Annotated in this window: 18 protein-coding genes; 8 read left to right on the top strand and 10 right to left on the bottom strand. The window is 61.4% G+C overall.

The window, feature by feature from the left end; genetic code table 11:
- Positions 1 to 83: 83 nt before the first annotated feature.
- The 5 genes from GEOBRER4_RS19825 to GEOBRER4_RS19845 all read right to left on the bottom strand — a co-directional run bounded on the left by GEOBRER4_RS19825 (position 84) and on the right by GEOBRER4_RS19845 (position 7,905).
- Positions 84 to 1,280, bottom strand: coding sequence for an MFS transporter (locus tag GEOBRER4_RS19825; protein WP_185243678.1), 1,197 nt, complete (start codon positions 1,278 to 1,280; stop codon positions 84 to 86).
- Positions 1,281 to 1,404: 124 nt separating this feature from the next.
- Positions 1,405 to 3,201, bottom strand: coding sequence for a flavocytochrome c (locus tag GEOBRER4_RS19830; RefSeq protein WP_185243679.1), 1,797 nt, complete (start codon positions 3,199 to 3,201; stop codon positions 1,405 to 1,407).
- 45 nt (positions 3,202 to 3,246) lie between these two features.
- A complete protein-coding gene (locus tag GEOBRER4_RS19835; protein WP_185243680.1) occupies positions 3,247 to 4,527 on the bottom strand; it encodes a porin in 1,281 nt (426 codons plus the stop codon).
- A 263-nt stretch (positions 4,528 to 4,790) separates the two neighbouring features.
- On the bottom strand, positions 4,791 to 6,197 hold the full coding sequence (locus GEOBRER4_RS19840; protein ID WP_185243681.1) for a sigma-54-dependent transcriptional regulator: 1,407 nt from the start codon (positions 6,195 to 6,197) through the stop codon (positions 4,791 to 4,793).
- Positions 6,187 to 7,905 carry a transporter substrate-binding domain-containing protein gene (locus GEOBRER4_RS19845; RefSeq protein ID WP_185243682.1) on the bottom strand — a complete coding sequence of 573 codons (1,719 nt, stop codon included), beginning with the start codon at positions 7,903 to 7,905 and terminating at the stop codon, positions 6,187 to 6,189. The genes GEOBRER4_RS19840 and GEOBRER4_RS19845 overlap by 11 nt, the downstream gene beginning before the upstream one ends.
- 281 nt (positions 7,906 to 8,186) lie before the next feature.
- On the opposite strand from GEOBRER4_RS19845, the gene GEOBRER4_RS19850 reads away from it, so the two are divergent.
- Together GEOBRER4_RS19850 and GEOBRER4_RS19855 are read left to right on the top strand one after the other, a co-directional pair.
- A complete protein-coding gene (locus GEOBRER4_RS19850; RefSeq protein ID WP_185243683.1) occupies positions 8,187 to 9,377 on the top strand; it encodes an FIST signal transduction protein in 1,191 nt (396 codons plus the stop codon).
- Positions 9,378 to 9,393: 16 nt separating this feature from the next.
- A complete protein-coding gene (locus GEOBRER4_RS19855) occupies positions 9,394 to 11,253 on the top strand; it encodes a PAS domain-containing sensor histidine kinase (protein WP_185243684.1) in 1,860 nt (619 codons plus the stop codon).
- Here GEOBRER4_RS19855 and GEOBRER4_RS19860 read toward each other — a convergent pair.
- Positions 11,231 to 13,627 (bottom strand): ATP-dependent DNA helicase, encoded by a 2,397-nt coding sequence (locus GEOBRER4_RS19860; RefSeq protein WP_185243685.1) that lies wholly within the window; start codon positions 13,625 to 13,627, stop codon positions 11,231 to 11,233. The genes GEOBRER4_RS19855 and GEOBRER4_RS19860 overlap by 23 nt on opposite strands.
- A 179-nt stretch (positions 13,628 to 13,806) precedes the next feature.
- On the opposite strand from GEOBRER4_RS19860, the gene GEOBRER4_RS19865 reads away from it, so the two are divergent.
- The 4 genes from GEOBRER4_RS19865 to GEOBRER4_RS19880 all read left to right on the top strand — a co-directional run bounded on the left by GEOBRER4_RS19865 (position 13,807) and on the right by GEOBRER4_RS19880 (position 17,531).
- Positions 13,807 to 14,091, top strand: coding sequence for a cytochrome c7 (locus tag GEOBRER4_RS19865; protein ID WP_185243686.1), 285 nt, complete (start codon positions 13,807 to 13,809; stop codon positions 14,089 to 14,091).
- Between the two features lie 254 nt (positions 14,092 to 14,345).
- Positions 14,346 to 14,780 carry a hypothetical protein gene (locus GEOBRER4_RS19870; protein WP_185243687.1) on the top strand — a complete coding sequence of 145 codons (435 nt, stop codon included), beginning with the start codon at positions 14,346 to 14,348 and terminating at the stop codon, positions 14,778 to 14,780.
- A 106-nt stretch (positions 14,781 to 14,886) separates the two neighbouring features.
- A complete protein-coding gene (locus GEOBRER4_RS19875) occupies positions 14,887 to 16,308 on the top strand; it encodes a radical SAM/SPASM domain-containing protein (RefSeq protein ID WP_185243688.1) in 1,422 nt (473 codons plus the stop codon).
- A gap of 110 nt (positions 16,309 to 16,418) precedes the next feature.
- Positions 16,419 to 17,531 (top strand): phosphotransacetylase family protein, encoded by a 1,113-nt coding sequence (locus tag GEOBRER4_RS19880; RefSeq protein WP_085814492.1) that lies wholly within the window; start codon positions 16,419 to 16,421, stop codon positions 17,529 to 17,531.
- 125 nt (positions 17,532 to 17,656) lie between these two features.
- Here GEOBRER4_RS19880 and GEOBRER4_RS19885 read toward each other — a convergent pair whose 3' ends face one another.
- On the bottom strand, positions 17,657 to 17,929 hold the full coding sequence (locus tag GEOBRER4_RS19885) for a cytochrome c7 (RefSeq protein WP_185243689.1): 273 nt from the start codon (positions 17,927 to 17,929) through the stop codon (positions 17,657 to 17,659).
- 170 nt (positions 17,930 to 18,099) lie between these two features.
- On the opposite strand from GEOBRER4_RS19885, the gene GEOBRER4_RS19890 reads away from it, so the two are divergent.
- Both GEOBRER4_RS19890 and GEOBRER4_RS19895 read left to right on the top strand, forming a co-directional pair.
- Positions 18,100 to 19,023: a helix-turn-helix transcriptional regulator gene (locus GEOBRER4_RS19890; RefSeq protein WP_185243690.1), complete on the top strand. Its 924-nt coding sequence runs from the start codon at positions 18,100 to 18,102 to the stop codon at positions 19,021 to 19,023.
- Positions 19,024 to 19,180: 157 nt separating this feature from the next.
- Positions 19,181 to 19,690, top strand: coding sequence for a type 1 glutamine amidotransferase domain-containing protein (locus tag GEOBRER4_RS19895; RefSeq protein WP_185243691.1), 510 nt, complete (start codon positions 19,181 to 19,183; stop codon positions 19,688 to 19,690).
- 217 nt (positions 19,691 to 19,907) lie between these two features.
- Here the strand turns inward: GEOBRER4_RS19895 and GEOBRER4_RS19900 are convergent, their stop codons facing one another.
- From GEOBRER4_RS19900 to dapA, 3 genes are all read right to left on the bottom strand, one after another.
- Complete coding sequence (locus GEOBRER4_RS19900; protein ID WP_185243692.1) at positions 19,908 to 21,143, bottom strand: LL-diaminopimelate aminotransferase; 1,236 nt, start codon at positions 21,141 to 21,143, stop codon at positions 19,908 to 19,910.
- Between the two features lie 25 nt (positions 21,144 to 21,168).
- The gene (gene dapB / locus GEOBRER4_RS19905; RefSeq protein ID WP_185243693.1) at positions 21,169 to 21,972 is read right to left on the bottom strand and encodes a 4-hydroxy-tetrahydrodipicolinate reductase; all 804 of its coding nucleotides are present in this window, start codon (positions 21,970 to 21,972) and stop codon (positions 21,169 to 21,171) included.
- Positions 21,973 to 22,070: 98 nt separating this feature from the next.
- On the bottom strand, positions 22,071 to 22,943 hold the full coding sequence (dapA, locus tag GEOBRER4_RS19910; protein ID WP_185243694.1) for a 4-hydroxy-tetrahydrodipicolinate synthase: 873 nt from the start codon (positions 22,941 to 22,943) through the stop codon (positions 22,071 to 22,073).
- Positions 22,944 to 23,024: the final 81 nt, after the last annotated feature.

The raw sequence follows: 23,024 nt of genomic DNA on the forward strand, positions 1-23,024 counted from the left end.
GATAGCCAGGATGATCAAACGGGAGCGGTCTTGCTCTGCGACTGACTTGCGCGGTCGCACGGAAAGCCGCTCCCGCAGGAATTTCAGCAAGTCGACCCGATGGCGCTCTTTTTCTCCCACGCCACGGTACTGGCAGCGAAGAGTCCAACTGCCGCCAGGCCAATCCAGCCGGCGGCGTAAAAGACGGCAGTGAGCCCGAAACGGTTCTGCAGCCATCCCCCCAAAAGCGGTCCAGCCACGAACCCGAGGTTAAGCGAGGTGTTGAAGATCCCGACTGCCAGCCCCGTCCCGTGACGTTCCCCCTGCTCCAAAAGGAGCGCGGTGCTGGCAGGCTGGGAGAGCACGCTGCATAGCCCTATCCCTCCCCCCAACACAAGTACCTGGTGGAAACCCTGTGCCACAGGAATCAGGAAGTAGAGCAACGACACAGAGACACCACCAATGAGCACCAGTGATTTGCGGGGAAGAAGGTCCGAGAGCCGGCCGACCGGACGCAGCAGCGAGGTGATCACCAGGGTACTTGAGGCGAGCACCATGCCGGTCTGGGCGCCGTTGAGACCAAGCCGCGCGTTCAGCAGGATGGGAAGGAACCCCGCCAGAAGCGAGATTCCGCACCCCCGGCCGAAGATGAAGACCAACAGCCCCCTCATGAGACGGTGGCGCGCCGCCTCAAGGGCGGCCGGCAGTGTCACGCGGATGGTTCGTTTCCCGGAGGGGATCGCCGTGCCGCGCAGGGAAGGGATACCCCCCAGCGCAACCGCAAGCGCCAGCAGGCACAGCAGCGCCAGGCTGGAGAAGATGCCGTAAAAGCCCCACTGGTCGTGCAGCACCCCGCCCAGAAGCGGCCCGACCCCGACGGCCAGGTAGAAGGAGATGTCGAAGGTCCCCGCAGCTCGCCCCTCCCCTTTTGTACTGCTCGCGGCCCCGACCAGGGAGAGCATCACCGGGCGGAACATGGCGCAGGCCACCCCCTGAACCAGGCGCAGCAGCGTGACGAGCGCCAGGCCCGAACCGAAAAGGTAGCCAAGTGAAACCAGCAGGTAGAGGGTAAGGCTCAGCGTCACGGCGGTCCTCGGGCCGAAGCGGTCCACACAGGCGCCCATTAAAGGACTGAACAAGATCTTGGAGAGTGAGAAAAGAAGGAGCGGCAGCCCCAGCAGGATTCCGCGCCCGCCCAGGCTGAATAGGTAGGTGGAGAAGAAGGCGTCCGCTATGCCGAAACCCAGGCTTGTAGCAAAATTTATCAGAAACAGCGACTTGAACAGATTTTCGTTCTTCATGCCGGGTTCCTCATTGGCTCGTGACGGCCGCCTGGGGCGCCCGAGGTGGAGGCAGCGCTCCGGCACTCCAGGTTGGGCGCCCTGCGTATCGCGCAGCGCAGGGCGCCCTTTCCACAGGCCTGCCTTACTTAGCTTCCTTGACATAGCGTGCCGCGTTGTTGCCGGCGATCCTGCCAAACACCACGGTATCGGTGATGGCGTTGCCGCCCAGGCGGTTCCAGCCATGCACGCCGCCGGTCACTTCGCCCGCAGCGTAGAAGCCGGTCATCGCTTTACCGTCCTTGCCTATTACCTGGGCCTCGGTGTTGATCTTCACGCCGCCCATGGTGTGGTGGCGCCCCGGCTTGACCCAGATGGAGTAGTACTTGGGTCCGTTTATCGCCCTGGGCAGGTCCTGGCGCTGGAACTCGGGGTCCTTCTTTGCCGCGAACGCCTTGTTGTAGGCGTCCACCGTAGCCGCAAGCGCGTCGGCGGAGACCCCCATCTTGGCCGCAAGGGCGGCCACGCTGTCCGCCTCCTGCACCAGGCCGAGCACGATGTAGCCGTCTATCTGAACGTTGCTCTTGCGGATCTCCTCGCCCAGCACCAGGAAGGCCGATTTCTCAGGCTGCGCCAAGATGGCGGCGGAGGCCTTGTCGCGGGTGGTCAACTCGTTCACGAAGCGCTTGCCGGCATGATTCACCAGGATCGCCCCGCTTCCGCGCACGGTCTCGGAGATGAGGACCTTGGTCTCGCCTCCCATGGTCGGATGGATCTGGATCTGCTCCATGTCGATCACCTTGGCGCCGATCTTTTCCGCCAGGGCGACCCCCTCGCCGGTAGCACCCGGCTGGTTCGAGGAGGCGGTCTCCTTGAACTGCGGCTTGTAGAAGCCGACCAGTTCGTTGTTCGCGGCAAAGCCTCCTGCCGTGTCGATCACCGCCTTGGCCTTGATGGTGTAGAGCCCGCTGTGCTTGCCCCTGACCTGGACGCCGGTGACGCGCCCCTGGCCGTCGGAGAGTATCTGCACCACCTCGGAGTTGACCCGGACATCGAGGTTTCTCTTGGCAGCATTGTCGCGGTACACCTTGATCAGGTGCGGCCCTACCGCCGCCCCACCGACCGGGCGGTGGGTTCGATCCACCGCGACGCCCCCCGAGCGCACCAGGTCGGTCATGTCCGCGCCCAAAGAAACCAGGAAGTCGACCGCGTCGGCAGAGTTGTAGGCGAGAACCTTAACCAGTTCGGGATCGTTTTTCTCCCTCCCCCCCTTCATGGTTTCCTTCACCATCTCGGCCGGGTCGTCGTGCATCCCAAGCCTTTCCTGGTAGCGGGTCCTGGCCGCGTTGATCCCGCCGGCAGCCAGCATGCTGTTGCCGCCGGTAATCGGCATCTTCTCCAAAAGGATGACCTTTGCCCCTGCGTCATGGGCGCTTATGGAAGCGACATACCCCGAGCCGCCCGCGCCGATCACGACCACGTCGGCGGATTCGGTCCGCGCCGATTTCGCTTCCTTTTTCTCCCGGGCCGTTTCCTGCACCCACTTCTTGTCGCTCGACTCCTTCTCGCTCCCCATCGCGGGGATCTTCATCGCAAAGCTGTGGCAGTAGTTGCAGTAGGCTTTGGAGGCGACGTGCCCCTTGTGGCAGGCGGTGCAGTTGGTATCCCCCAGGTGCGAGGCGTGCGGGTTGATGTGCCCCTTGGTTTTTGCCGCAAGGTCCTTGAAGCCGCCATGGCAACCCTTGCAGTTCTTGTTCAGAGCCGTTTCGTTGTCGTCTACAGTCAGGGACTTCCCGTGGCAGTCGGCGCAGGCTACCTTGTTTTTCTTGTGCATGCCGGCCAGGAAGGCTCCCTTCGCAGGCTCCCCCCCCCAGGCAGTGGGGACCGCGATCAGCAGGGCTGCCGATAAAAGCAGTGCGTTTACCATATTCTTGAGTTTCATTTTTTCTCTCCTGTAATTTTTGCTTTACCGCAGTCGGGGCAGGCCCTAGAAGAGCAGCTGCACTTGGGCGCGCGCCACCAGGTCGTCGGTCTTGGTCTTGTAGGTGTGGCGCCTGCCCACGTCGCCCTGGATCTTAAGGTTGTTGCCGTAGAGGAAGTAGTTGACCCCTCCCTGGATTTCCGAAACTTCGTCGCTGGCAAGCTCGCGGTTGGGATCCAGCCAGGCGTAGCGGACCGCAAGCTCCAGGCGCTTCGGTATCACGAAGTAGCCCCCCTGCACGTACGCTCCTTTCGCGATAAGTTCCTTGCCCGAGGCCTCGCCCTGCGCCTTGCCCCAGAAGTACTCACCCTGCAAGGAGGCGCCAAGCCACTTGCAGGCGAAGTCAGCTTCCCAGGAGTCGACGGAGATCTTCTCGGCAGCCGCAGTTCCAAAGTATTTCCCTTTCACCGCCGTGCCCAGCCAGCCGTTGCTGTCGGTCACGAAATTGGAATTGTTGTTGTCGATGGCGGAGGTCGCCGTGCTTCCGGTTCCGGAGACCGTCTTTTTCAAGGTGCTCAGGTAATAGCTGCTTCCCAGGGAAACCAGGGGTTTCTCGGAGTGCTCCAAGTCCCCCTCGCCGTACTTCATGTCGCCCAAGGGATTGAAGGCAAGCCTGAAGTTGTAGGCGTTGTCGTTGGTCTTGTTCTTGGTGTTCTGGCCGGCGCCTCCGAACAGGCCCGCATCGTACTTCACCACCCCCTTCCAGAGATCGCCGTGCAGGTTGATGCCGGTATCGTACCCCTGCATGAAGGCATTCCTTACGAAGGAGCCGTCGACGAACTGCTGGGCCGTATTGGAGGTGATCCACTGCCTGGAATACTGGATCTTCTCCTGCCCCAGCATGATCTGCAGTTCGTCTGCGACGCGGTACTTCATGTTCACTTCTTCCATGGCCTTGGTATTGTCCTTCACCACGTTGGCCCAGTTGTAGGTCGCCTTGTAGGTTAGGTCCTTGGTAAAGGCGTAGCCGCTCAGGAGGGTCTTGACGCGCCGCAGGTTGAACTGGCTCACGTCCTGCTTGTTGGAGGCTTCGTAGTTGTCGAATTCGTATTGCGCCTGAATCTGCCCGCCAAGCTGCACCTGGAACTTCTGGTCCGGCGAGGTGAAAACCAAACCTTTCCCCGGCTTGTAATCGTAAGGCTTAGTTTTAGACGCTTCCTTGTACTCCGCTTCAGTAATGACCCCTTTCTCTTTCAAGATGTCCTCAAGGCTCTTCGCCTGGACATCGTGCCCTACAGCCATCGCCGCCAGAAAACCTGCCATTGCCACTGCCGTATGCTGTCTCATGATCCTCTCCTTCGGATTTCAGGGCGCAGCCCTGTGATTGCTTTTGGTCTTAATTAGAGCAGGATCGGTACCAACGGAGAGCGAAAGGAATAACTACCTATAATTGCAGGACAATTGGACAAAACGGGGGAAGGGGCTGCGGATAAAGGGTATAGACCCAGGCTATGGGGGGTTGGGTGCTGCTGCTTCGAAATGCTGTGATTCCGGAAAGTTGGGGGGGGGTATTGCCGGAGTCTATAGCTATAGACTCCGGCAATAGGGGTTCAGCCGCGGGCGAGCTTCAGGCGTTTCCATAGGGATGGTTGGGAGATCCCCAACAGTCGTGCGGCCAGCGTCTGGTTGCCGCCGGAGCGGTTCATGGCCTCCTCCAGGAGGTAGTTGGCGGCGTTGGCGAAGGTCGGCAGAGGCTCGAAGCCTGCAAAGGGGTTCTGGTCTGGTACCCGCTCCGCAACGCCTCCGCCGGCGGCGCCGATCGCCTTTATAAAGGAATCCATGGAGAGCATGCGCTCCTTGTGGGTGCTGACCGCGTCGAACACCATCGCCTTGAATTCCCTTACGTTACCCGGAAAGCTGTAAGTGGAAAGGAGCTGCACCAGCCCAGGAGGCGGCGTAGGCTTCTTCTTCTCCAGCATCTTCGCGGCTTGCTCCAGGAACAGGTCGAGCAGGTACGGGATGTCCCCTTTGCGGCTGCGCAGCGGCGGTACCTCGACGTGGTGGGTGCGCAGCCGGTAGAACAGGTCGCGCCGGAAGCTCCCTTGCGCGACCTTGGCCTCAAGGTTCTGGTGGGTCGCCACCACGATGCGCGCCTTGAGGCGCCGGGGCTGGTCGCTGCCGAGCGGGAAATACTCCCCCTCCTGGAGCAGCCGCAGGAGTTTCACCTGCGATGCGATGCTCAGATCCCCTATCTCGTCGAGGAACAGGGTTCCGTTCGTGGCCGCCTCTATCATGCCGCGGCGGACCCCTTCCGCACCGGTGAAGGCGCCGCGGACGTGCCCGAAGAGGGTGTCCGCGAAAACGGTGTCGTCCAGGCCCGCCACGTTGACCGCCACCAGATCACCCCGGCAGCCGCTCAACCGGTGGGTGGCCTGGGCCAGGAGCTCCTTGCCGCAGCCGCTCTCGCCGGTGATCAAGAGCGGGAGCGGACTTACGGCCACAGCCTCGATATAGGCGAAGATGGCCTGCATGGCGCGGTCCGCCGTGCAGATGGCACGGAAGGCCTCCGGATGCTGCAGCTCGCAGGAGACGAAGCGCCGCGTCATCTCCTTGTTGTCGCGCTGCAGTTCCAGGTGCTTGATAGCGCGTTGGACGCCGCAGACGATCCGCTCCTCGTCGTCCGTCTTCACGTAGTAATCGTAGGCGCCCAGCTTCATGCAGTTCACCACCTTGCCCACCTGGTTCAGGCCGCTGACCACAATCACCGCCACCGCGGGAAAGCGCTCGGCGATCTGGATCAGCAGTTCCTCTCCAGAGAGATACGGCATGGTCAGGTCGAGGAGAACCAGGCCGGTCTCCCCCTGCGAGATGATCTCCAGCACCTTCCGGCTGTCGCTGCAGCACTCCACGTTGGTGATTCCGGAGCTGCTCTCCAGCGCCAGGGAGAGCGAGCGGAGCCAGGCCGGTTCATCGTCCACCAGCAGCACGCGGAAGGATGGGTAGAGCTCACTGTCCATTGTTGCTCCCTGCCACGGCACCCGGCAGGGAAAGGGTGACCGTGGTCCCCTCCCCTAGGCGCGAATCGAAGGCGATTTCGCCGCCGTGGTCCTTGATTATGTTGGCGGAGATGGAGAGCCCCAGCCCGGTTCCCCCGCTCTCGCGCTTGGTGGTGAAGAAAGGGTCCGTGAGGTGCTTCAGGTGCTCAGGCGAGATCCCGCTCCCCTGGTCACGGACCGTGAGCAGGACCCTGCCGTTCCCCGCATCGTACCCTGTCTGAAGCGCGATGGCGCGGCTGGGGTCGGGGAGAGCCTGCCCTGCGTTCATGACCAGGTTCACCACCACCTGCTCCAGCCTCTGTTCGTTTCCGAACACGGCAGGCAAAGCTTCGGCATAATCGACGCTGAAATTGTTGGTGAACTTGCGGATCGCGACGTCCACCAGGCGTACCGCCGTCTGCACCACCTGGTTGAAATCCAGCAGCTCCTTGCGGGCCTCGTCATCCTTGCGGGCGAAGTTCTTCAGATCCTCGACGGTCTTCTTGATCCGCTCGGCGCCATCCTGCATCTCGTCCAGCATCAGCGGCACTTCCTGCCGCACCCGCTGATACCGGATCCCCCCCAGGGTCAGCTCTCCCTCTTCCTCCTGGTAACGGTCGAGGATCAACTCCGCGTCGCGGAAAATCTTCTTCAGCGTAGGCATGTTCATCAGGATGATTCCGGTGGGGTTGTTGATTTCGTGGGCCACCCCTGAGACCAGGATACCCAGCGCAGCCATCTTGTCCGCCTGCACCAGCTGCTGCTGGTTTCTCTGCAGCTCCGCCAGGGCGTTGGAAAGCGACTCGGTACGCTGCGCAACCTGCCTGCGCAGCGAGTAGGACCAGAGCACCGTACCCAGCAGGACCAGGGAAAGGGGAATCACGACCAGCGCCGCGTACTTGGCCACGTCGAGCCAGGAGGTGCGCTGCGGCTCCAGCACCCCGATCCACCTGTCGTAGATCTCGTTGAATTCCCCCGTTTTCTTGAGAATAGAGAGCCCTTCGTTCATCTGGGCCACCAGCTCGGCATTACCCTTTTTCACCGCGTAGCAGTAGTACCGCTGCGGCGCCACGTTGGTGGCTACCGGCACCAGGTTAGAAAGCTTCTCTTCGCGGATGATATACATGGCGGGGAGCAGGGCCACTACGGCGTAGTCGCAGCGCCCAGCGGCCAGTTGCTGCAGCGTCTCCCGGGGGCTGCCGGTCAGCACCAGGTCCGCATCGAGGTGCTTATCCTGAAAGTAGCTGTGCATGCCGCCGCCGCTATGCACCAGCACCTTTTTCCCCTTGAGCTCTTCCAGGCTTTTCACCGCCGGCGTCCCTTTTCTGGCAAAGATGGCCTGAACTATTATGGAATGGGGGGTGGAGAAATCGTATTCCTGGGCCCTTGCATCGGAATACGAGAGCCCTTCCAGCATGTCAACCTCACCGCTGTCGAGCTCCTTGAGAATCTTGCCGAAATCGTCAAGGCGGATCTCGATCTGCATCCCCATTACCCTGGCGATGGCCCGTGTCAGGTCCACGATGAAGCCGCGAGGCTCGCCGGTTTTGTCCAGAAACTGGTACGGAGGATAGTTGCTGTTGCCGCCCACAACGATGACCCTGAGGTCGCGGCCGGGCGCCGGCCCGGCGTGCGCCGAGGAGACAATAAGGGCGAGAACGGCCAGCAGCAAAAGTGTTTTGATGGACATGGCAAGCGGCTCCTGAGACACAGCAGGTAACATCTATTGCCAAGCGGGAAACAGCACAAGGGAGTCTGGGGAAAGTTGCGCCACTTATAGCACCTGTGGCAACTTCGCGTCAACAAAGCATTTCCGCCAGCCATCAAGTGTCAGCACCTTCTCCGGCCCCTCCGACCCCACCGGGAAGGAGGTCATAAAAAGCACATGCCATATTAAAATGAATCCATATTGCTATAATGTTTCCTGGCCCGGCCATGGCAGCCGGGGAATACCAGGAAAGGGGCGCCGATATGGGAACTTCTGCAGGTGTTGGCCTCAGCCTTCACAAAAACCCGGCCGAAGCAGGTAAGGAAGCTGCTCTCCAGGCCATGGAACGGGGCGGGATGGCAAAACCCGATTTCGTCTTCGTCTTTGCCACGGTGGGTTACGACCAGAAGCTTCTGATAGGCTCGATCCGGGATGCCTCCGCCGGCGCCCCCTTGAGCGGCTGCTCCGGCGAGGGGATCATCACGGCGGGAGCCGCCGCCGAGACCAATTTCGGGGTCTGCGTGCTGGCGATAGCCTCCGACGAGCTCCGCTTCGCCAACGCCTGCGTCCAGGGGCTCGACGCGGGCTACGCCCGCGCGGGGGAGGAGTTGGCCGAAGAGGTCCGCCCCCTTCTGGAGGCAGACACCGTCGCCTGCTTCCTTTTTGCCGACGGCCTCCTCTTCGATTTCGATCCCTTCCGCGACGCCTTCGAGAGGACTCTAGGCCGCGACAGAAAGCTCCCCCTGTTCGGAGGCCTTGCCGCCAACAACCTTTCCACCCGGAAAACCTACCAGTACCACAACGACCGGGTGATCTCCGAGGGGATCTGCTGCGTCGTCATGTCCGGAAACGCGCGGCTCGCCTGGGGGGTCAACCACGGCTGCGTCCCGGTCGGGACCCGGCGCACCATCACCCGCTGCCAGGGCAACATCATCTACGAGATCGACGGCATCCCGGCCCTGAAGGCGTTGAAGGAGTACATCGAGAACGGCTCCGCCAGCGACTGGAACAGGGTCACCCTCAACCTTTGTCTCGGTTTCAAGACACCTGAACACCTGCGGCAGGAGTACGGCGAGTACATCATCCGCTACATGATGGACAAAAACGACGCAGAGGGGTGGGTAAGCATCCAGTCGGACGTGACCCAGGGAAGCGCCCTCTGGATCATGAGACGGGACAAGGAGCTGATGCGGGAAGGGCTGCAGGCGATATCGGAGCATATCCGGGAGCAGCTGGGGACGAGCCGCCCCAAGCTGGTGATGCAGTTCGAATGCATGGGGCGCGGGCGGGTGGTGTACCGCGAGCAGGAGAAGATCGAGCTGCTCAAGTCCCTGCAGGATGACCTGGGAGCGGGACTTCCCTGGATCGGATTCTACTCCTACGCGGAGATCGGCCCAGTCTCAGGCTACAACTGCATCCACAACTTCACGTCCGTGCTTTTGGCCGTCTATTAGGTTGCCAAGGATTGCTATGGAAAAAGCGACGCCCATCGAAAACCAGGGCCTGGAGCAGCAGTTGGCTGTCCTGCGCCGCGAGAACGAGGAACTGGCCCAACAGGTAAAAAGGCTGATCCGGGCGGAGGGGAAGCTCTACGAGTACCAGCAGGTGCTGGACGCCCAGCTGAACGAGTACAAGGGGCTCTACGACCTGAGCCGGAGGCTCAGCGGGAGCTTCGACATCGAGGCACTGTTCCGGGAGACCGTGCAGTACGTGGTCCAGCAGCTCGAGTACGAACGCGCCATCCTGCTGCGCCGCGCCGAAACCTTTACCTACCGCGTCTTTGCTCTGGACGGTTATTACGATCCAGAGGAAAAAGAGCAGATTGCCGCCATCACCATGAAGTTCGGGGCCCCCTGCCTCTCCCCCCTTCTTGCCGGCAGAGAACACGTCACCTGCGCCGCCTCCGGGAAGGAACCCGGGAACGGATGCCGGCGGCGCCTCTTGATGGACGAATTCCTGGTATACCCCCTGGGACACGACGAGGTCCCCCACGCCCTGCTGGTGGTCGGCAACACCGCTGCCAGCGCCACCTTCCACCGGCGGGTGGAGGAGAGCGAACCGGCCCTTTTGAGCATGGGGAACCTGGTCGGCCTGGTCTCCTCTCTTTTGGACACCCAGATCTTCTTCGAACGGATGATGGAGGCCCGCGAACAGGAACGGGTCGCCGAGGCGAAGTACCGCAGCCTCTTCGAGAACGCGGCGGAAGGGATCTTCCGCAGGACCCCCGAGGGGAGATACCTCGACGCGAACCCCGCCCTGGCTCACATGATGGGATACTCCTCGCCTGAGGAGCTGGTCGCCTCGGTCACCGACATCGGCTCCCAGGTCTACGTGGACCCGTCTTCCTACGCCGAGATGCAGAGGGTGCTGGCGGCGCACGGCAGGGCCGAGAGGTTCGAGACGCAGATCTACCGCAAGGATAGAAGCGTGATCTGGGTCTCCCTGAGCCTGCGTGCGGTGCGGGACAGTGAAGGGAAGGTGCTCTTCTACGAGGGGATGTCCGAGGAGATCACCAAGCGCAAGATCGCCGAGGCGGCGCTGCGCGAGAGCGAGCAGAAGTACCGGCAGTTGAGCGAGGCGCTCGAGCGGCGCGTGAAGCAGGCGGTCGGAGAGCTGCGCCAGAAGGACAAGATGCTGATCATGCAGGGGCGGCAGGCGGTGATGGGGGAGATGTTGAGCAACATCGCCCACCAGTGGCGCCAGCCCTTGAACATGCTGGCCCTGCTGGTCCAGGACGTCCAGTTGACACACAGGCAGACGGGATTGAGCGACCGTTTCATAGAGGAGAACGTCAAAAGGAGCATGGAGATCATCCGGCAGATGTCCCAGACCATCGACGACTTCCGGTATTTTTACCGCCCGGACAGGGAAAAGCTGGTCTTCACGGTGAGCGAACCGCTGGAGAAGGCGCTGGCCCTGCTGGACGGGAGCTTAAGGATGCACAGCATCGAGGTCCAGGTTCTAAAAATCGGCGAGCCCGCCATAAAGGGGTACCTAGGGGAGTTCGTCCAGGTACTGCTCAACATCCTGATCAACGCGCGCGACGCGCTCATCGCCAGCCACACCTCTTCGCCTGTCATCACCGTCAGGCTCTGCGAGGAGGGGGGGGAAACGGTGGTCAGCATCGCCGACAACGCCGGCGGCATACCCGAGGAGATCAAGGAGAAGATCTTCGAGCCCTACTTCACCACCAAGGGGCCCGACCAGGGGACCGGCATCGGGCTTTTCATGTGCAAGACCATCATCGAGAAGAGCATGAACGGCAGGCTCTGCGCCAGGAACAGCGGCGATGGGGCCGAGTTCGTCATCACTGTCCCCAAAATTCCCTGATGTCGCTCAGTATGGCTCCGGAGACCAGCTCGTTGGCCCCCGATTCGAACCAGTCACTCGGCATGGCGCTGCTGTACTCCTGCTGCAGGAAACGGTCGTCCATAAGGACGATGAGCCCGCGGTCCGTTTCCGAGCGGATCACCCGCCCCGCCGCCTGGATCGCCTTGGCCATGGCCGGGATGGTGTAGGCGTACTGGTAGCCGTTGCCGTAATTGCGCTGGTAGTACCCCCTCATCTCCTCCCGCTCCAGGTCGAAGTTGGGCAGCGGCGGCCCGACCACGAAAGCTCCGATCACCATCTCTCCCGCGTAATCCACCCCCTCGGAAAGAGAGCCCCCCTGGACCGCGAAGACCAGTGTCGGGGCGTCCCCGGCGCGCAGCCGCTCCAGGATCTCGGATACCCTCGCCCTGCTCATCTTCCTCTCCTGGAGCAGCACCTCGACCCCTTCCGGCGCCTGGAAGAGCTCCGCCACCCGCTCCAGGAAGACGAAGCTCGGGAAAAAGGCGAGGTAGTTGCCGCTTTTCAGCGCCACCACCCGGGCCAGGACCTCCGCGATCCGGTCGTAATTGCGCTCGCGCTGCGAGTACCTGGTCGAGACCTGCGGGATGATCATCAGCTTGCGCAGCCAGCTGGGAAAGGGGCTCTGGAACTCTGCGCAGCGCACCACCCCGGGGTCGAGCCCGGAAAGCTTCGCGTAGTACTCGAACGGCTTCAGGGTCGCCGAGAAAGCGACCACCTGCTGGTACTCCGCATAGCGGTCCGAAATCAGGGCGGAGGCGTCGCAGCAGGTGATCTTGACGCTCCCCCCGCCGGGACCCGGCTCGCAGGAGGTGAAAAACTCCTGCCGCTTGGAGCCTGCTGCAAACTCGAGGATCTCGGCAAACTCCCCCCAGTAATGGCAAAGCCTCAACACCGGGTCCTTTTGCCGGATCTCCACCTCCGCCTCGAGGTAGCGCGACAATAACGCCCGCAGCCTAGCGTCCAACTCCAGGAAAGGGGCGACAGGGGGCTCTATCCGCGCCGGGCGACCACCCTTGCCGCCCCCGCAGCAGGCCGCCACCGCCGCCAGGCACTGCTCCAAAAGCTCCAGGGCGTCGCGCCGGAATGGCTTGGGAAGCTCCGCCAGCTCGCCCCGCATCCCCTCCAGAAGCTGGCTGGAGAGCCTGGGGGAGTAGTAATCCATGGCGCGCGATGGGAGGTTATGGGCCTCGTCTATCACCAGGTTCGGCTTCCCGGCCTGCTCCACGGCAAGTGAGGCGGCCCGCCCCAGCGCGGACCTGGGGGCGAAGACGTAGTTGTAATCGCAGATCACCAGATCTGCCATCGGCACCGCCTCGATCTGCAGCTCGAAGGGGCAAACCTGGTACTTCTCACCCAGTTCCCGGAAGGTCCCCGCCTTCAGCTTCCTTTTCCTGGCCATGAGCTCCACAACGCCGTGCCGTGCCAGCTTCCCGTAGTAGTCGCGCGCGTACTCGCAGTACTCAGGGGTGCAGATCGGCTCGTTCATGAAACAGATCCTCCCCTTCGCGGTCACGGTGAGCGAACGCAGCCGCACCCCCGCGTCGCGGAAGCGCTCCATGGCGTCCTCCGCCACCTCGTGCTGGCTGTTTTTCGGCGTCACGTAGCAAACGGTCTGACCGCGCTCAAGCGCCTGCTTTAGCACCGGGTGCAACACCCCCGCGGTTTTCCCGAGCCCGGTCGGCGCCTGGATCAGCATGGGGCGTCCCTCCACCATGCCGCGCTCTATTTCCCCCATCAGCTCAAGCTGCCCGGGACGGGGGGCAGCAAAGGGAAAGGGGAAGTTTTTGGCCGCCTTCCTCCTCCTGTGGGCGCGTTTGGCCGCCTCTGCGGCTTCCAGCGCCAGCTGGTCCAGGCGCAGCTCCAGCCAAACCCGGTACGCCTCCAGATCAAGCTGCACCGGGAGGTCCTCACAGGCGCCGTTTCTGGAGGAAACGAGATGAAAGGAGAGGCCCGGCACCACGCCGTGCTCCAGCCAGTGGAAGTAGCCGTAGGTGAGAAGCTGCAGCGAGTACGGCTCGTCCATGCCGGAAGACGAGAGCCTGCGTTTTAGCTCCCACAGGTTGAAGCAGCTCTTGATTTCCTCGATGCATGGGGGGTCCCGCCGGAAGATGCCGTCCAGACGGCCGTTCACCTGGAACTGGAACCCTCCCCTTTCGAAGACGCGGCTGACCGGCACCTCGGCCTGGTAGCTGGGATCCGCCTGCGCCCGTTTTTTCTGGACCCGGAGATGGATCTCGCGCCCCTCCGCGCTGCTGCGGTCGTGGCCGGAACGCGCCTCGATGCTCCCTGTGCGGGGAACGGGAAGGGCGAAATCCCCAACCGGGATGTTGATGATAGTGGGTGCAGGCTTCATGGGAGAACTCTTGACGGGAGGATCGGGAGGACCGACCGGCTACTTCTTTGAAGTAGCGACACTTTCCGATGAATGACCTGCGCTTGTCAAGTTAAGAATGCCGGAGATTGCAATCCATGAGGAACCGGGTATCCTCTCCTCTGTGCATTCTCATTACTTGCCCAAAGGAGATCTCACCAATGAAAAGAATTCTCGCAGCTGTCGTGCTCTCCCTTTTCTGCGCCGGATTCGCCGCCGCATCCGACGACGCCGACGTGGTGCTTCCCGCGAAAAACGGCAACGTCACCTTCCCCCACAAGAAGCACCAGGACATGAAGGAGCTGAAATGCACCGACTGCCACGAAACCGACAAGGGCGGTAAGATAGCCGACCTCGGCAAGGATTGGGCTCACAAGACCTGCAAGGGGTGTCATACCGACAAAGGCAAAGGCCCCACCAAGTGCACAGAGTGCCACAAGAAGTAACCCCTCCCCTTTCTCCAAGGGCGAAGGCTGTCGCGGCCTTCGCCCTTTTTCGTTTCCCGCACCCCTTCCAGCCCCCTTCCGACCAATCTAATAACTATAAATTAAATGAACGCTAACATTGACATACTTTAATTTTTGTTGATAATGAACCTGCTCGTGGCAGCAGATCAAGCAGAGGATGGGCCGTGCGGCGCCGCGGCGCCGCGGGAAACCACCTGTCTCTAATGATCAATCTGGAGTTAGGAGAGGGCATCATGAGGGATCCGTTCCACGACCTTCATCACCAGGAAGCAACCATAACCTCCCACATCAGGCTCATATCTGAAGGAGGCAGTTCCCACGCCGGCAGCGCCGAACTGGTCTGCATCGATTCCATCCACGCCACCCAGACCTGCACCACCGAATCCCAGCACAGCGGCTATCGCTCGGCTACCGCCTGCAACGCGGCCACCCCCTTGGAAATATCGCTTTGCTCCATCGGCGTGGAACACGCCGAAGAGCTTGACGAAAAGCTGATCCCCGAGGTGCTCAGGCAGCGTCTGGAGCGGCTTGGCGACGCCCTCGGGGACGGTGCCAGAGTGAGCGTCAGACAACCCGGAGGGCTTTGGTCCCTGCAAGACGCGGAGCGCAAATTTTCAGTACGAAGGCTCTCCTCGCGGATAGCGGTCTACCGCGAGCCGGAGCCTTGAGTACTCTTCTCACCTCGCTTGCGTGCCGTGGATCGGTCCTTTACGCGCCAGGCCGCCACACGGTTCTACAGCGAAACGCTGTGATGAGCCCAGGGGCGGAAACAATATGAGCGATTATCACAGCTTCGAACAAGGCGGCGACAACTTCCTCTTCTTCTCACGCTCCGCAAGGCTCTACCAGCTAAGCGACCTGGCGTCCCGGATGTTTTCGGAGCTCCAGGCCCCGCAAGGGGTGGGGCGGACCGGGCCGGCTCCAGGTCCCCCCCCGCGCCCCCTTTCCGCAGCGGAAGCGCCGCTTTACGCCGAGCTTTGCGACCTGCTGCACCAGGAACTAGAGGTCCCGCTCCCAGTCTCCCGAGACCGGCAACCTAGGGCTGGGGAAAACTGCTTCCAGACCTTCTCCATCTACCTGGCCCAAAACTGCAACATGGCTTGCTGCTACTGCTGGAATCGCGGCGGAACTTTCGGCAAACCTGGGCACCTTATGGGGGAGAAGTCGGCGCAGCGCGCCCTGAAGCTCATTCTTGACCTGGTGGAGGCCTCCAGCGCCGACAAGATCTTCATCAACTTCTATGGCGGCGAACCGCTGCTCAATTTCCCCATTATGGCCAAGATCACGCTGGAACTGCTGCAGCACGAGGCGCGCCTGGGCAAGAACTTCTACCTCACGCTCGACACCAACGGCACTTTGCTGGAAGGCCCGGTGGCGCAGTTTCTTGCCCGCTACTTCACCCAGATCGGGGTCAGCCTTGACGGCAGCCAGAGGATCCATGACCTGCAGAGACCCGGAAAATACGGCGAGAGCACCTGGCAGCTCATCGTTAACAACATGAAATCCTTCCCCAACCCGAAGCTTCTGGGCATCCGCGCCACCCTGACCGCTTTCTCCGACAGCTACCTGGAGACATTCCTCGCCCTCACCACGCTGGGGGTGAGCCGGATCCAGCTGGAATATTGCCACGAGCCCGGCTACCATCAAAATCCCATCTACGAGCAGCTTAACGTGCCGGTGGAGCGGCAGCTCTTAGAGCTCAGGGAGTTTATCGACTACTACATCGATTACATCAGCCGGTACCAGGACACCCGCGACATACCCTTCGTCTCCAACATACTCGACCACATCACCAGAATCAGGCGCGGAAGCCGTTTCACCAAGCCCTGCGGCGCCGGGACCAACACCCTCGCCATCAACAGCCACGGGGAGATCTTCCCCTGCATCGCTTTCGTGGACCGCGAAGACTTCGCCATGGGCAGAGCCGGCGCCGACGCAGGTCTCTCCCTGCACGACACCCTTTCCGGCTTCGAGGTCGACGGCCAACTCCCCTGCCATTACTGCTGGCTGCGCTACGATTGCGCCGGCGGCTGCTACGCCACCCACTACGACATGACGGGAAATCCCCGGCATCCGCACCCGCATTACTGCGAGAGCATGAAGGGGCGGGCCGAGGTTTACTTCTACGCGCTGACCCAGATGCTGAACAGGTGCCCGTGGCACCTGCTACGCTCCTCCAACTCCGCTCCCCCCTAGCCCCCGCTGCTCCCACGCCTCCTTCATGAGTTTTTCCGTCTTGACAGCAGACCGCATCGGTAAGATGATTGATACGGCTCAGCCGTTAATGAGCCTTTGCGGAGGGCATCGTGGCCAGGAAGATCTTCATCGCGGCGTCGGGGCAGAACATAGGAAAAACCACCATCAGCGTCTCGCTTTTGCACCTGGCCCAGAAGAAGTACGGAAGGGTCGGGTTCATGAAGCCTTTGGGGCCAAAGCCTGCGCTCTTGCGCGGTGTGTCGGTCGACAAGGACGCAGCCCTGATCGCACAGGTGTTCGGGCTCGAAAAGGACCTCCGCTACATGTCTCCGGTAGTGGTCCACCCCGAAACCTCGCGCCAGGCCATCGACGGCAAGATCCCCCTGGACGAGCTCCCCGACCGTATCCTCTCCAGCTACGCCGAGCTGGAGAAGCACTGCGACTTCATCGTCATAGAGGGGTCCGGCCACCCTGGGGTCGGTTCCGTGCTGAACCTCTCCAACGCCCGCATCGCGAAGATGCTGAACGCGCCGGTCCTGATGGTGAGCGGCGGCGGGGTCGGCAACGTCATCGACACTCTGGCCATGAACACAGCTCTCTTCAAGCTGGAGGGAGCCGAGGTGCGCGGGGTACTGGTGAACAAGCTCTTTACCGAAAAGCGGGCGCAGACGCTGGATTACCTTTCCCGCGCCTTCGCCGGGAAGCCCTTCTCGGTCCTAGGCGGCTTCGACTACAAGCCCGTGCTCGCCAACCCGACGCTGAGCCGGGTGGCGCGCCTTCTGGATCTGCCACTGCACGGCAACCGCCGCGAGGTGCGTCGCATCATCCACCACGTGCAGATCGGCGCAGCCTCCACCCAGCGCGTCACCGAGATGCTGCGCGACTCGTCGCTCTTGCTTGTCACCAGCAGCCGCGACGAGCTCCTGGTCACCCTCGCCAACCTTTACCAGATGCCTGAATACCGTTCCCGCATCGTGGGCCTGGTCATCCCGGGGCTCACCGACGTCAGCGTCATCACCCAGCGCATCATCGACCGCAGCAACATCCCGTATTTCCGCACCGACAAGCTGAGCACGGCCGATCTTTACCGCATCATCACCGACGACGTCTCCAAGATCACTGCAAGGGATACGGAAAAGCTGCGCTTGATCAGGTCCCTGGCCGAGGAACGGCTCGATTTCGACGCCATAGACGAAATCTTCGCCACGCCGCCGCAGATCTGATCGCGTGCAAGGAGCCCCCCAGGTACAGGCATGGCAACTATTTTGCCGGCCCTATAGAAACCCCAAAAAAAAATGCCCCTCGCCGGTTGGAGAGGGGCATTTTTTCTGCTTTCAGCGAGGCGCCACTACTTCTTGTGGCACTCGGCGCACTTGGTCGGGCCTGCACCCTTGTCCGCGTGGCACCCCTTACAGGTCTTGTGGGCGAAATCCTTTCCGAAACCCTCTATCTTGCCCGGTCCTTTTTCGTGGCAGGCCTTGCAGTCTTTAAGGGTGTCCTGGTGTTTCTTGTGATTGAAGGTGATGTCCCCGTTCTTGGCGGGGAGGGTGATCACGTCCGCTGCCAGAACTGCCCCTGCACTGAAGATGACCATAGCTACTGCGGCGATTGTTTTTTTCATTTTGGTGCCCCTTTTCTTTTTGAGTTATTTGCTGCCGAACTGTGGTAAAAATAGCATCGGGCGCGCGCCACGGGTACCGACATCTATAGCAATATGACCCGATGTCGGGTTCCGGACACCCCTCATCGGGGTGGAAGCGGTGCTGAAAAGACGCCGAGGGAGCCGGCAGCATGATGGAAGCAAACGACAGATCCGACAAGTTGTCCGCTGCGAGCGTTGCCATAGACGGTACGCGGATACGGACGGTCCGCGAGGCGAAAAGGCTGACCCAGCTCTACGTCGCCAGCGTGGTCGGAGTCACCACCGACACCATCTCGCGCTGGGAAAACAACCGCTATCCCTCGATCAAGCGGGAGAACGCCCAAAAGCTCGCCGACGCCCTCGAGGTCCCGCTCGACGATATCCTGCGCCAGGAACCGCCAGCCCCTGAGGGTGAGGCTGACGCCGATTTGACTCCGCCTTCCCCGCGCCGAAAGAAGCTCCTTGTCCTCTTCGGTCTTTTCACGCTTCTGCTCCTTCTGGCGGTGGTAATCCTCAGCCGCCCCCCCTCTTCCGCCCCCATTGCCGTCCGCTGGCTGCCGCGCTATGCAGCGCCAGGCGAGATCATCCCGGTGCAGATCAAGGTTACCCGGCTCCCCAGCAAGCCCTTCGGATTCATCCTCAAGGAGAAGCTCCCCGACGGGATGCGGCTCGTAAGCTCCGTTCCCCCAAGTTCAGCCGCCGAACCGGCCCGGTCCAGCCTCAAGTGGCTCGTTCCCAGCGGGGGGAATCCCGTGGTCATCTCGTACTCGGTGCGCACCCCCGCCCCCTTCGCGCAAGGCAAGGAAGTCAAGGTAAAGGGAGAGATCGTGCTGCACGGGGAGGACGCGAACCGTACCGAGGAGGTGGGGGGCGGAAGCGATGTCCGCATCGGCCCCTACCACTGGGCCGACGCCAACGGCGACGGGCGGATCGACGACGACGAGATCATGCCGGCCTACTACATCTGCGATGAGATGAAGGGGCTGGGACTGGACTGGAAGACCATCGAGGCGATCTGGAGCGGCAAGGGGTACCGCTGGGATCCCAAGAACGGTTACACCGTCCTGAAATAACACCGCCACAATTTCACTCCCCCACCGGGTACTCTCCGCTCTACTTCACCATCTTTATTTTATTTAATAAAAGTGCTGGTAAACTTGATCTCCGTCGCTCAATCGCTAACCGCAGATACTAGCGGTAGCTTAACTAACACGGAGTAGAGGAGGAGTCATGAAAGCCCTGATCTTAAGCGCCGACAACTTCGAAGATACCGAACTGCTTGTTCCTCTTTACAGGTTGCGCGAGGCCGGCTATACGGTCGACGTGGCATCGGAAAAAGCCGGTTCCATACACGGCAAGCACGGCTACCAAGTGCCGGTGAACAAGCTTTTCAGCGAGGTGACGCCAGCCGATTACGCGGTCCTGGTCCTGCCTGGCGGCAAGGCGCCTGCAGCGATCCGCAACAGCCCCGCCGTCCAAGAGATCGCCCGCGCTTTCATGTCGGCGTCGAAACCGGTGGCCGCGATCTGCCACGGCCCGCAGATCCTTATTTCAGCCGGGCTGCTCAAGGGACGCAAGGCGACCTGTTACGAGACGGTGGCCCCGGAGATGCGCGACGCGCAGGCGCAGTACCAGGATGTCGAGGTGATAGTTGACGGCAACCTGGTCACCTCGAGGAAACCCGACGACCTCCCCGCTTTCTGTCGGGAGCTGGTGCGGATGATCAAGGCGGCTGCATAAAGGCAAAACAAGGCACTGACCACAGAGGACACGGAGGTCCACAGAGGAAAACCAGAAGCAAGGAAAAATCAAAAAGGTTTAAACTGTAAAAGTTTTTAGCTTTTCCTCTGTGATCCTCTGTGGTGAGTGTTTTCGACTTTGACTTAATGCTATGACGTAAAAAGGGCGACCCCATCCTGCGGGGCCGCCCTTTTTGGTTTTCTATCTCGTTACCTTTCTACTTCTTGAAGTTCTTCTTGATCCTCTCCACGGCCTCGACGACGTTGTCGCGGTTACCGAAGGCCGAAAGGCGGAAATACCCTTCGCCGCTCGGGCCGAAGCCGCTGCCGGGGGTGCCGACGACATGGCAGTCGTTCAGAAGCTTGTCGAAGAAGTCCCAGGAGGTGAGCCCGGCCGGGGTCTTGAGCCAGATGTAAGGGGCGTTGACGCCACCGTACACGGTGAGGCCTGCCGCGGTGAGCCCTTCGCGGATGATGCGCGCGTTCTCCATGTAGTAGTCGATGTTGGCCTGGGTCTCTTTCCACCCCTGCTCGGTGTAGACCGCAGCAGCCGCCTTCTGCACCGGGTAGGAAGCACCGTTGAACTTGGTGGTCTGACGGCGCAGCCAGAGCTTGTTGAAGCTGTACTTCTCGCCGGTGGAAGTCGTCCCTTCAAGCTCCTCGGGAACGACCACCAGGCCGCAGCGCACGCCGGTGAAGCCGGCGGTCTTGGAGAAGGAACGGAACTCGATGGCGCACCTCTTCGCCCCTTCCACCTCGTAGATGGAGTGCGGGATGGAGGGATCGGTGATGAACGCCTCGTAGGCCGCGTCGAAGAGGATGATGGAGTCGTTGGCCAGAGCGTAATCGACCCACCCCTTCAGCTGCTCCTTGGTCGCCACGGCGCCGGTCGGATTGTTCGGGAAGCAGAGGTAGATCATGTCCACCTTCTCCTTCGGATATGCCGGGAAGAAGCCGTTTTCCTCGGTGCAGGGCATGTAGACCAGCCCCTTGTAGTAACCCTTGTCGTCGGCGTCGCCGGTGCGGCCGATCATGACGTTGGTGTCGTTATAGACCGGGTAGACAGGGTCGCCGATGGCAACGGTGTTGTCGAGGGCGAAGATGTCGAGGATGTTGGCGCAGTCGCACTTGGAGCCGTCGGAGATGAACATCTCGGTGGTCTTCAGGTCTACGCCCAAAGGCTTGTAGGATTTCTCGATGATGGCGTCGATCAGGAAGTCGTACCCCTGCTCCGGGCCGTAACCCATGAAGGAGTTCTCGCTGGCGAGGTTGTCCACCGCGTCGTGGAACGCTTTGAGGATGGTCGGGGTAAGCGGCTGGGTCACGTCGCCGATCCCCAAGCGGATCACCTTCGCTTCCGGATTTGCGGCGGCGAAGGCGCGCACGCGGCGCCCGATCTCGGGGAAAAGGTATCCTGCTTTAAGTTTCAGGTAGTTGTCGTTAATTTTTGCCACATCTTCCTCCAGAAAGTTTTCTTATCTATCTCAGTCCCAGCACGTCCTGCATGTCGTAGACGCCCGGCTTTGCCGTTACCACCCATTTGGCGGCGCGCACCGAACCCCTGGAGAACATGTCCCGGGTGTGGGCGCGGTGGGTGATCTCGATGCGCTCGCCCATGCCGATGAAGTAGACGGTGTGCTCGCCGACGATGTCGCCGCCGCGCACGGTCTGCATCCCGATCTCGTCGTGGGTGCGCTCGCCGCAGATCCCTTCGCGATGGTAGTTGGCGACCTTGTTGTAGTCGCGCCCGAGCGCGTTGGCTACCACCTCTCCCATCCTCACCGCGGTACCGGAGGGGGAGTCCTTCTTCAGGCGGTGGTGCGACTCGACGATTTCGACGTCGAAGTCTTCGCCCAGGATCTTGGCGACGTCGGCCAGCACCTTGAAGCAGACGTTGACGCCCACCGACATGTTGGGCGCGATGATCACCGGGATATCGCGTGCAAGTTCCGCTGCCAGGGCCCGCTCCTCGGAGGTGAACCCGGTGGAGCCGATGACGATGGATTTGCCGTAGAGCGCGCAGACTTCGAGGTTTTTCAGGGAGACCTTCGGGGCGGTGAAGTCGATCAGGACGTCGCACGCCTGCACCACTGCGTTCAAGTCGTCGCTGATGGTGACTCCGATGGCGCCCAGACCGGCGTTGTAGCCCGCATCCTGCCCCACCATCGGGTGCCCCGGACGCTCCAAAGCGCCGCAGACCTCGACCCCTTCTGCTTCCTTGATGGCGGCGATGATGCGCCCGCCCATCCGTCCGGCAGCCCCGCAAACAGCTATTTTTACCATTAGGTTCATCTCCGTTTTTGAGAATTCCTGATTAATGTCCCAGCTCTACCCCCCTCGCCTAACGGGAGGGGGGCAGGGGTGAGGGAAAGGGAAGATGACTAGATGAGCTTGTATTCCTTCATGATGGCGGTCAGCTTGGCCAGGTTCGCCTCCATCAGCGGGGCCAGCGGCAGGCGGACTTCGGAGCTGCATTTGCCCATGAGGGAAACCGCGGCCTTGACCGGCACGGGGTTACTCTCGATGAACATCGCGTTGGAGATCTTCAGCAGGTAAAGGTGCAGCCTGCGCGCCTCTTCCATGTTGCCGGCGTTGAACGCGTCGACCAGGGAGGAGACTTCCTTCGGCATGATGTTGGCGGTAACGGAAATGACACCTTTGCCACCCGCGGCCATGATCGGGAGGGTGATGAAGTCGTCGCCGGAAAGGACGTCCAGCTTGTCCCCGCAAAGCGCCAGCACCTCGGAAGCCTGCTGTAGCGAACCGGTTGCCTCCTTGATGGCGACGATATTCGGGTGCACTGAGAGCCTCGCCACCGTTTCCGGCAAGAGGTTCACACCGGTGCGGCCCGGTACGTTGTAAAGGATCTGGGGGAGCGCCACGGCGTCGGCAACCGCCTTGTAGTGCCGGAACAGCCCTTCCTGGGAAGGCTTGTTGTAGTAAGGGGTCACCAGGAGCGCGCCGTCCGCGCCGAGCTCCTTGGCGTGCTGGGTGATCTCGATCGCCTCGTGGGTCGAGTTGGAGCCGGTGCCGGCGATGACCGGAACCCTCTTGTTTACCTGCTCGACCACGACCTGGATGACGCGGTCGTGCTCGACATAGCTCAGGGTGGAAGACTCGCCGGTCGTGCCGCAGGGAACGATCGCGTCGGTACCGTTCTCTATCTGGAATTCCACAAGCTCGCGCAGTTTCTCTTCGTCCACCGCTCCGTTTATGAATGGGGTGACGATGGCTACGATGCTTCCTTGGAACATGTGCTACCTCCTTGTATGACTGCTAATGGTTATCGAAAATTGTAAAAAGTCCCCGGCGCTACTGCTCTTTTGCCACGGCAG

Source organism: Citrifermentans bremense, from assembly GCF_014218275.1.
Taxonomy (GTDB): domain Bacteria; phylum Desulfobacterota; class Desulfuromonadia; order Geobacterales; family Geobacteraceae; genus Geomonas; species Geomonas pelophila.

Excerpts from the sequence above, each read along its gene's own strand:
- GEOBRER4_RS19860 (WP_185243685.1), bottom strand. The coding sequence starts at position 13,627 with ATGAAGCCTGCACCCACTATCATCAACATCCCGGTTGGGGATTTCGCC.
- dapB (WP_185243693.1), bottom strand. The coding sequence starts at position 21,972 with ATGGTAAAAATAGCTGTTTGCGGGGCTGCCGGACGGATGGGCGGGCGC.
- GEOBRER4_RS19875 (WP_185243688.1), top strand. The coding sequence starts at position 14,887 with ATGAGCGATTATCACAGCTTCGAACAAGGCGGCGACAACTTCCTCTTC.
- GEOBRER4_RS19865 (WP_185243686.1), top strand. The coding sequence starts at position 13,807 with ATGAAAAGAATTCTCGCAGCTGTCGTGCTCTCCCTTTTCTGCGCCGGA.
- GEOBRER4_RS19890 (WP_185243690.1), top strand. The coding sequence starts at position 18,100 with ATGATGGAAGCAAACGACAGATCCGACAAGTTGTCCGCTGCGAGCGTT.
- GEOBRER4_RS19885 (WP_185243689.1), bottom strand. The coding sequence starts at position 17,929 with ATGAAAAAAACAATCGCCGCAGTAGCTATGGTCATCTTCAGTGCAGGG.
- GEOBRER4_RS19895 (WP_185243691.1), top strand. The coding sequence starts at position 19,181 with ATGAAAGCCCTGATCTTAAGCGCCGACAACTTCGAAGATACCGAACTG.
- GEOBRER4_RS19825 (WP_185243678.1), bottom strand. The coding sequence starts at position 1,280 with ATGAAGAACGAAAATCTGTTCAAGTCGCTGTTTCTGATAAATTTTGCT.
- GEOBRER4_RS19840 (WP_185243681.1), bottom strand. The coding sequence starts at position 6,197 with ATGGACAGTGAGCTCTACCCATCCTTCCGCGTGCTGCTGGTGGACGAT.
- GEOBRER4_RS19845 (WP_185243682.1), bottom strand. The coding sequence starts at position 7,905 with ATGTCCATCAAAACACTTTTGCTGCTGGCCGTTCTCGCCCTTATTGTC.
- GEOBRER4_RS19835 (WP_185243680.1), bottom strand. The coding sequence starts at position 4,527 with ATGAGACAGCATACGGCAGTGGCAATGGCAGGTTTTCTGGCGGCGATG.
- GEOBRER4_RS19850 (WP_185243683.1), top strand. The coding sequence starts at position 8,187 with ATGGGAACTTCTGCAGGTGTTGGCCTCAGCCTTCACAAAAACCCGGCC.
- GEOBRER4_RS19830 (WP_185243679.1), bottom strand. The coding sequence starts at position 3,201 with ATGAAACTCAAGAATATGGTAAACGCACTGCTTTTATCGGCAGCCCTG.
- GEOBRER4_RS19855 (WP_185243684.1), top strand. The coding sequence starts at position 9,394 with ATGGAAAAAGCGACGCCCATCGAAAACCAGGGCCTGGAGCAGCAGTTG.
- GEOBRER4_RS19870 (WP_185243687.1), top strand. The coding sequence starts at position 14,346 with ATGAGGGATCCGTTCCACGACCTTCATCACCAGGAAGCAACCATAACC.
- dapA (WP_185243694.1), bottom strand. The coding sequence starts at position 22,943 with ATGTTCCAAGGAAGCATCGTAGCCATCGTCACCCCATTCATAAACGGA.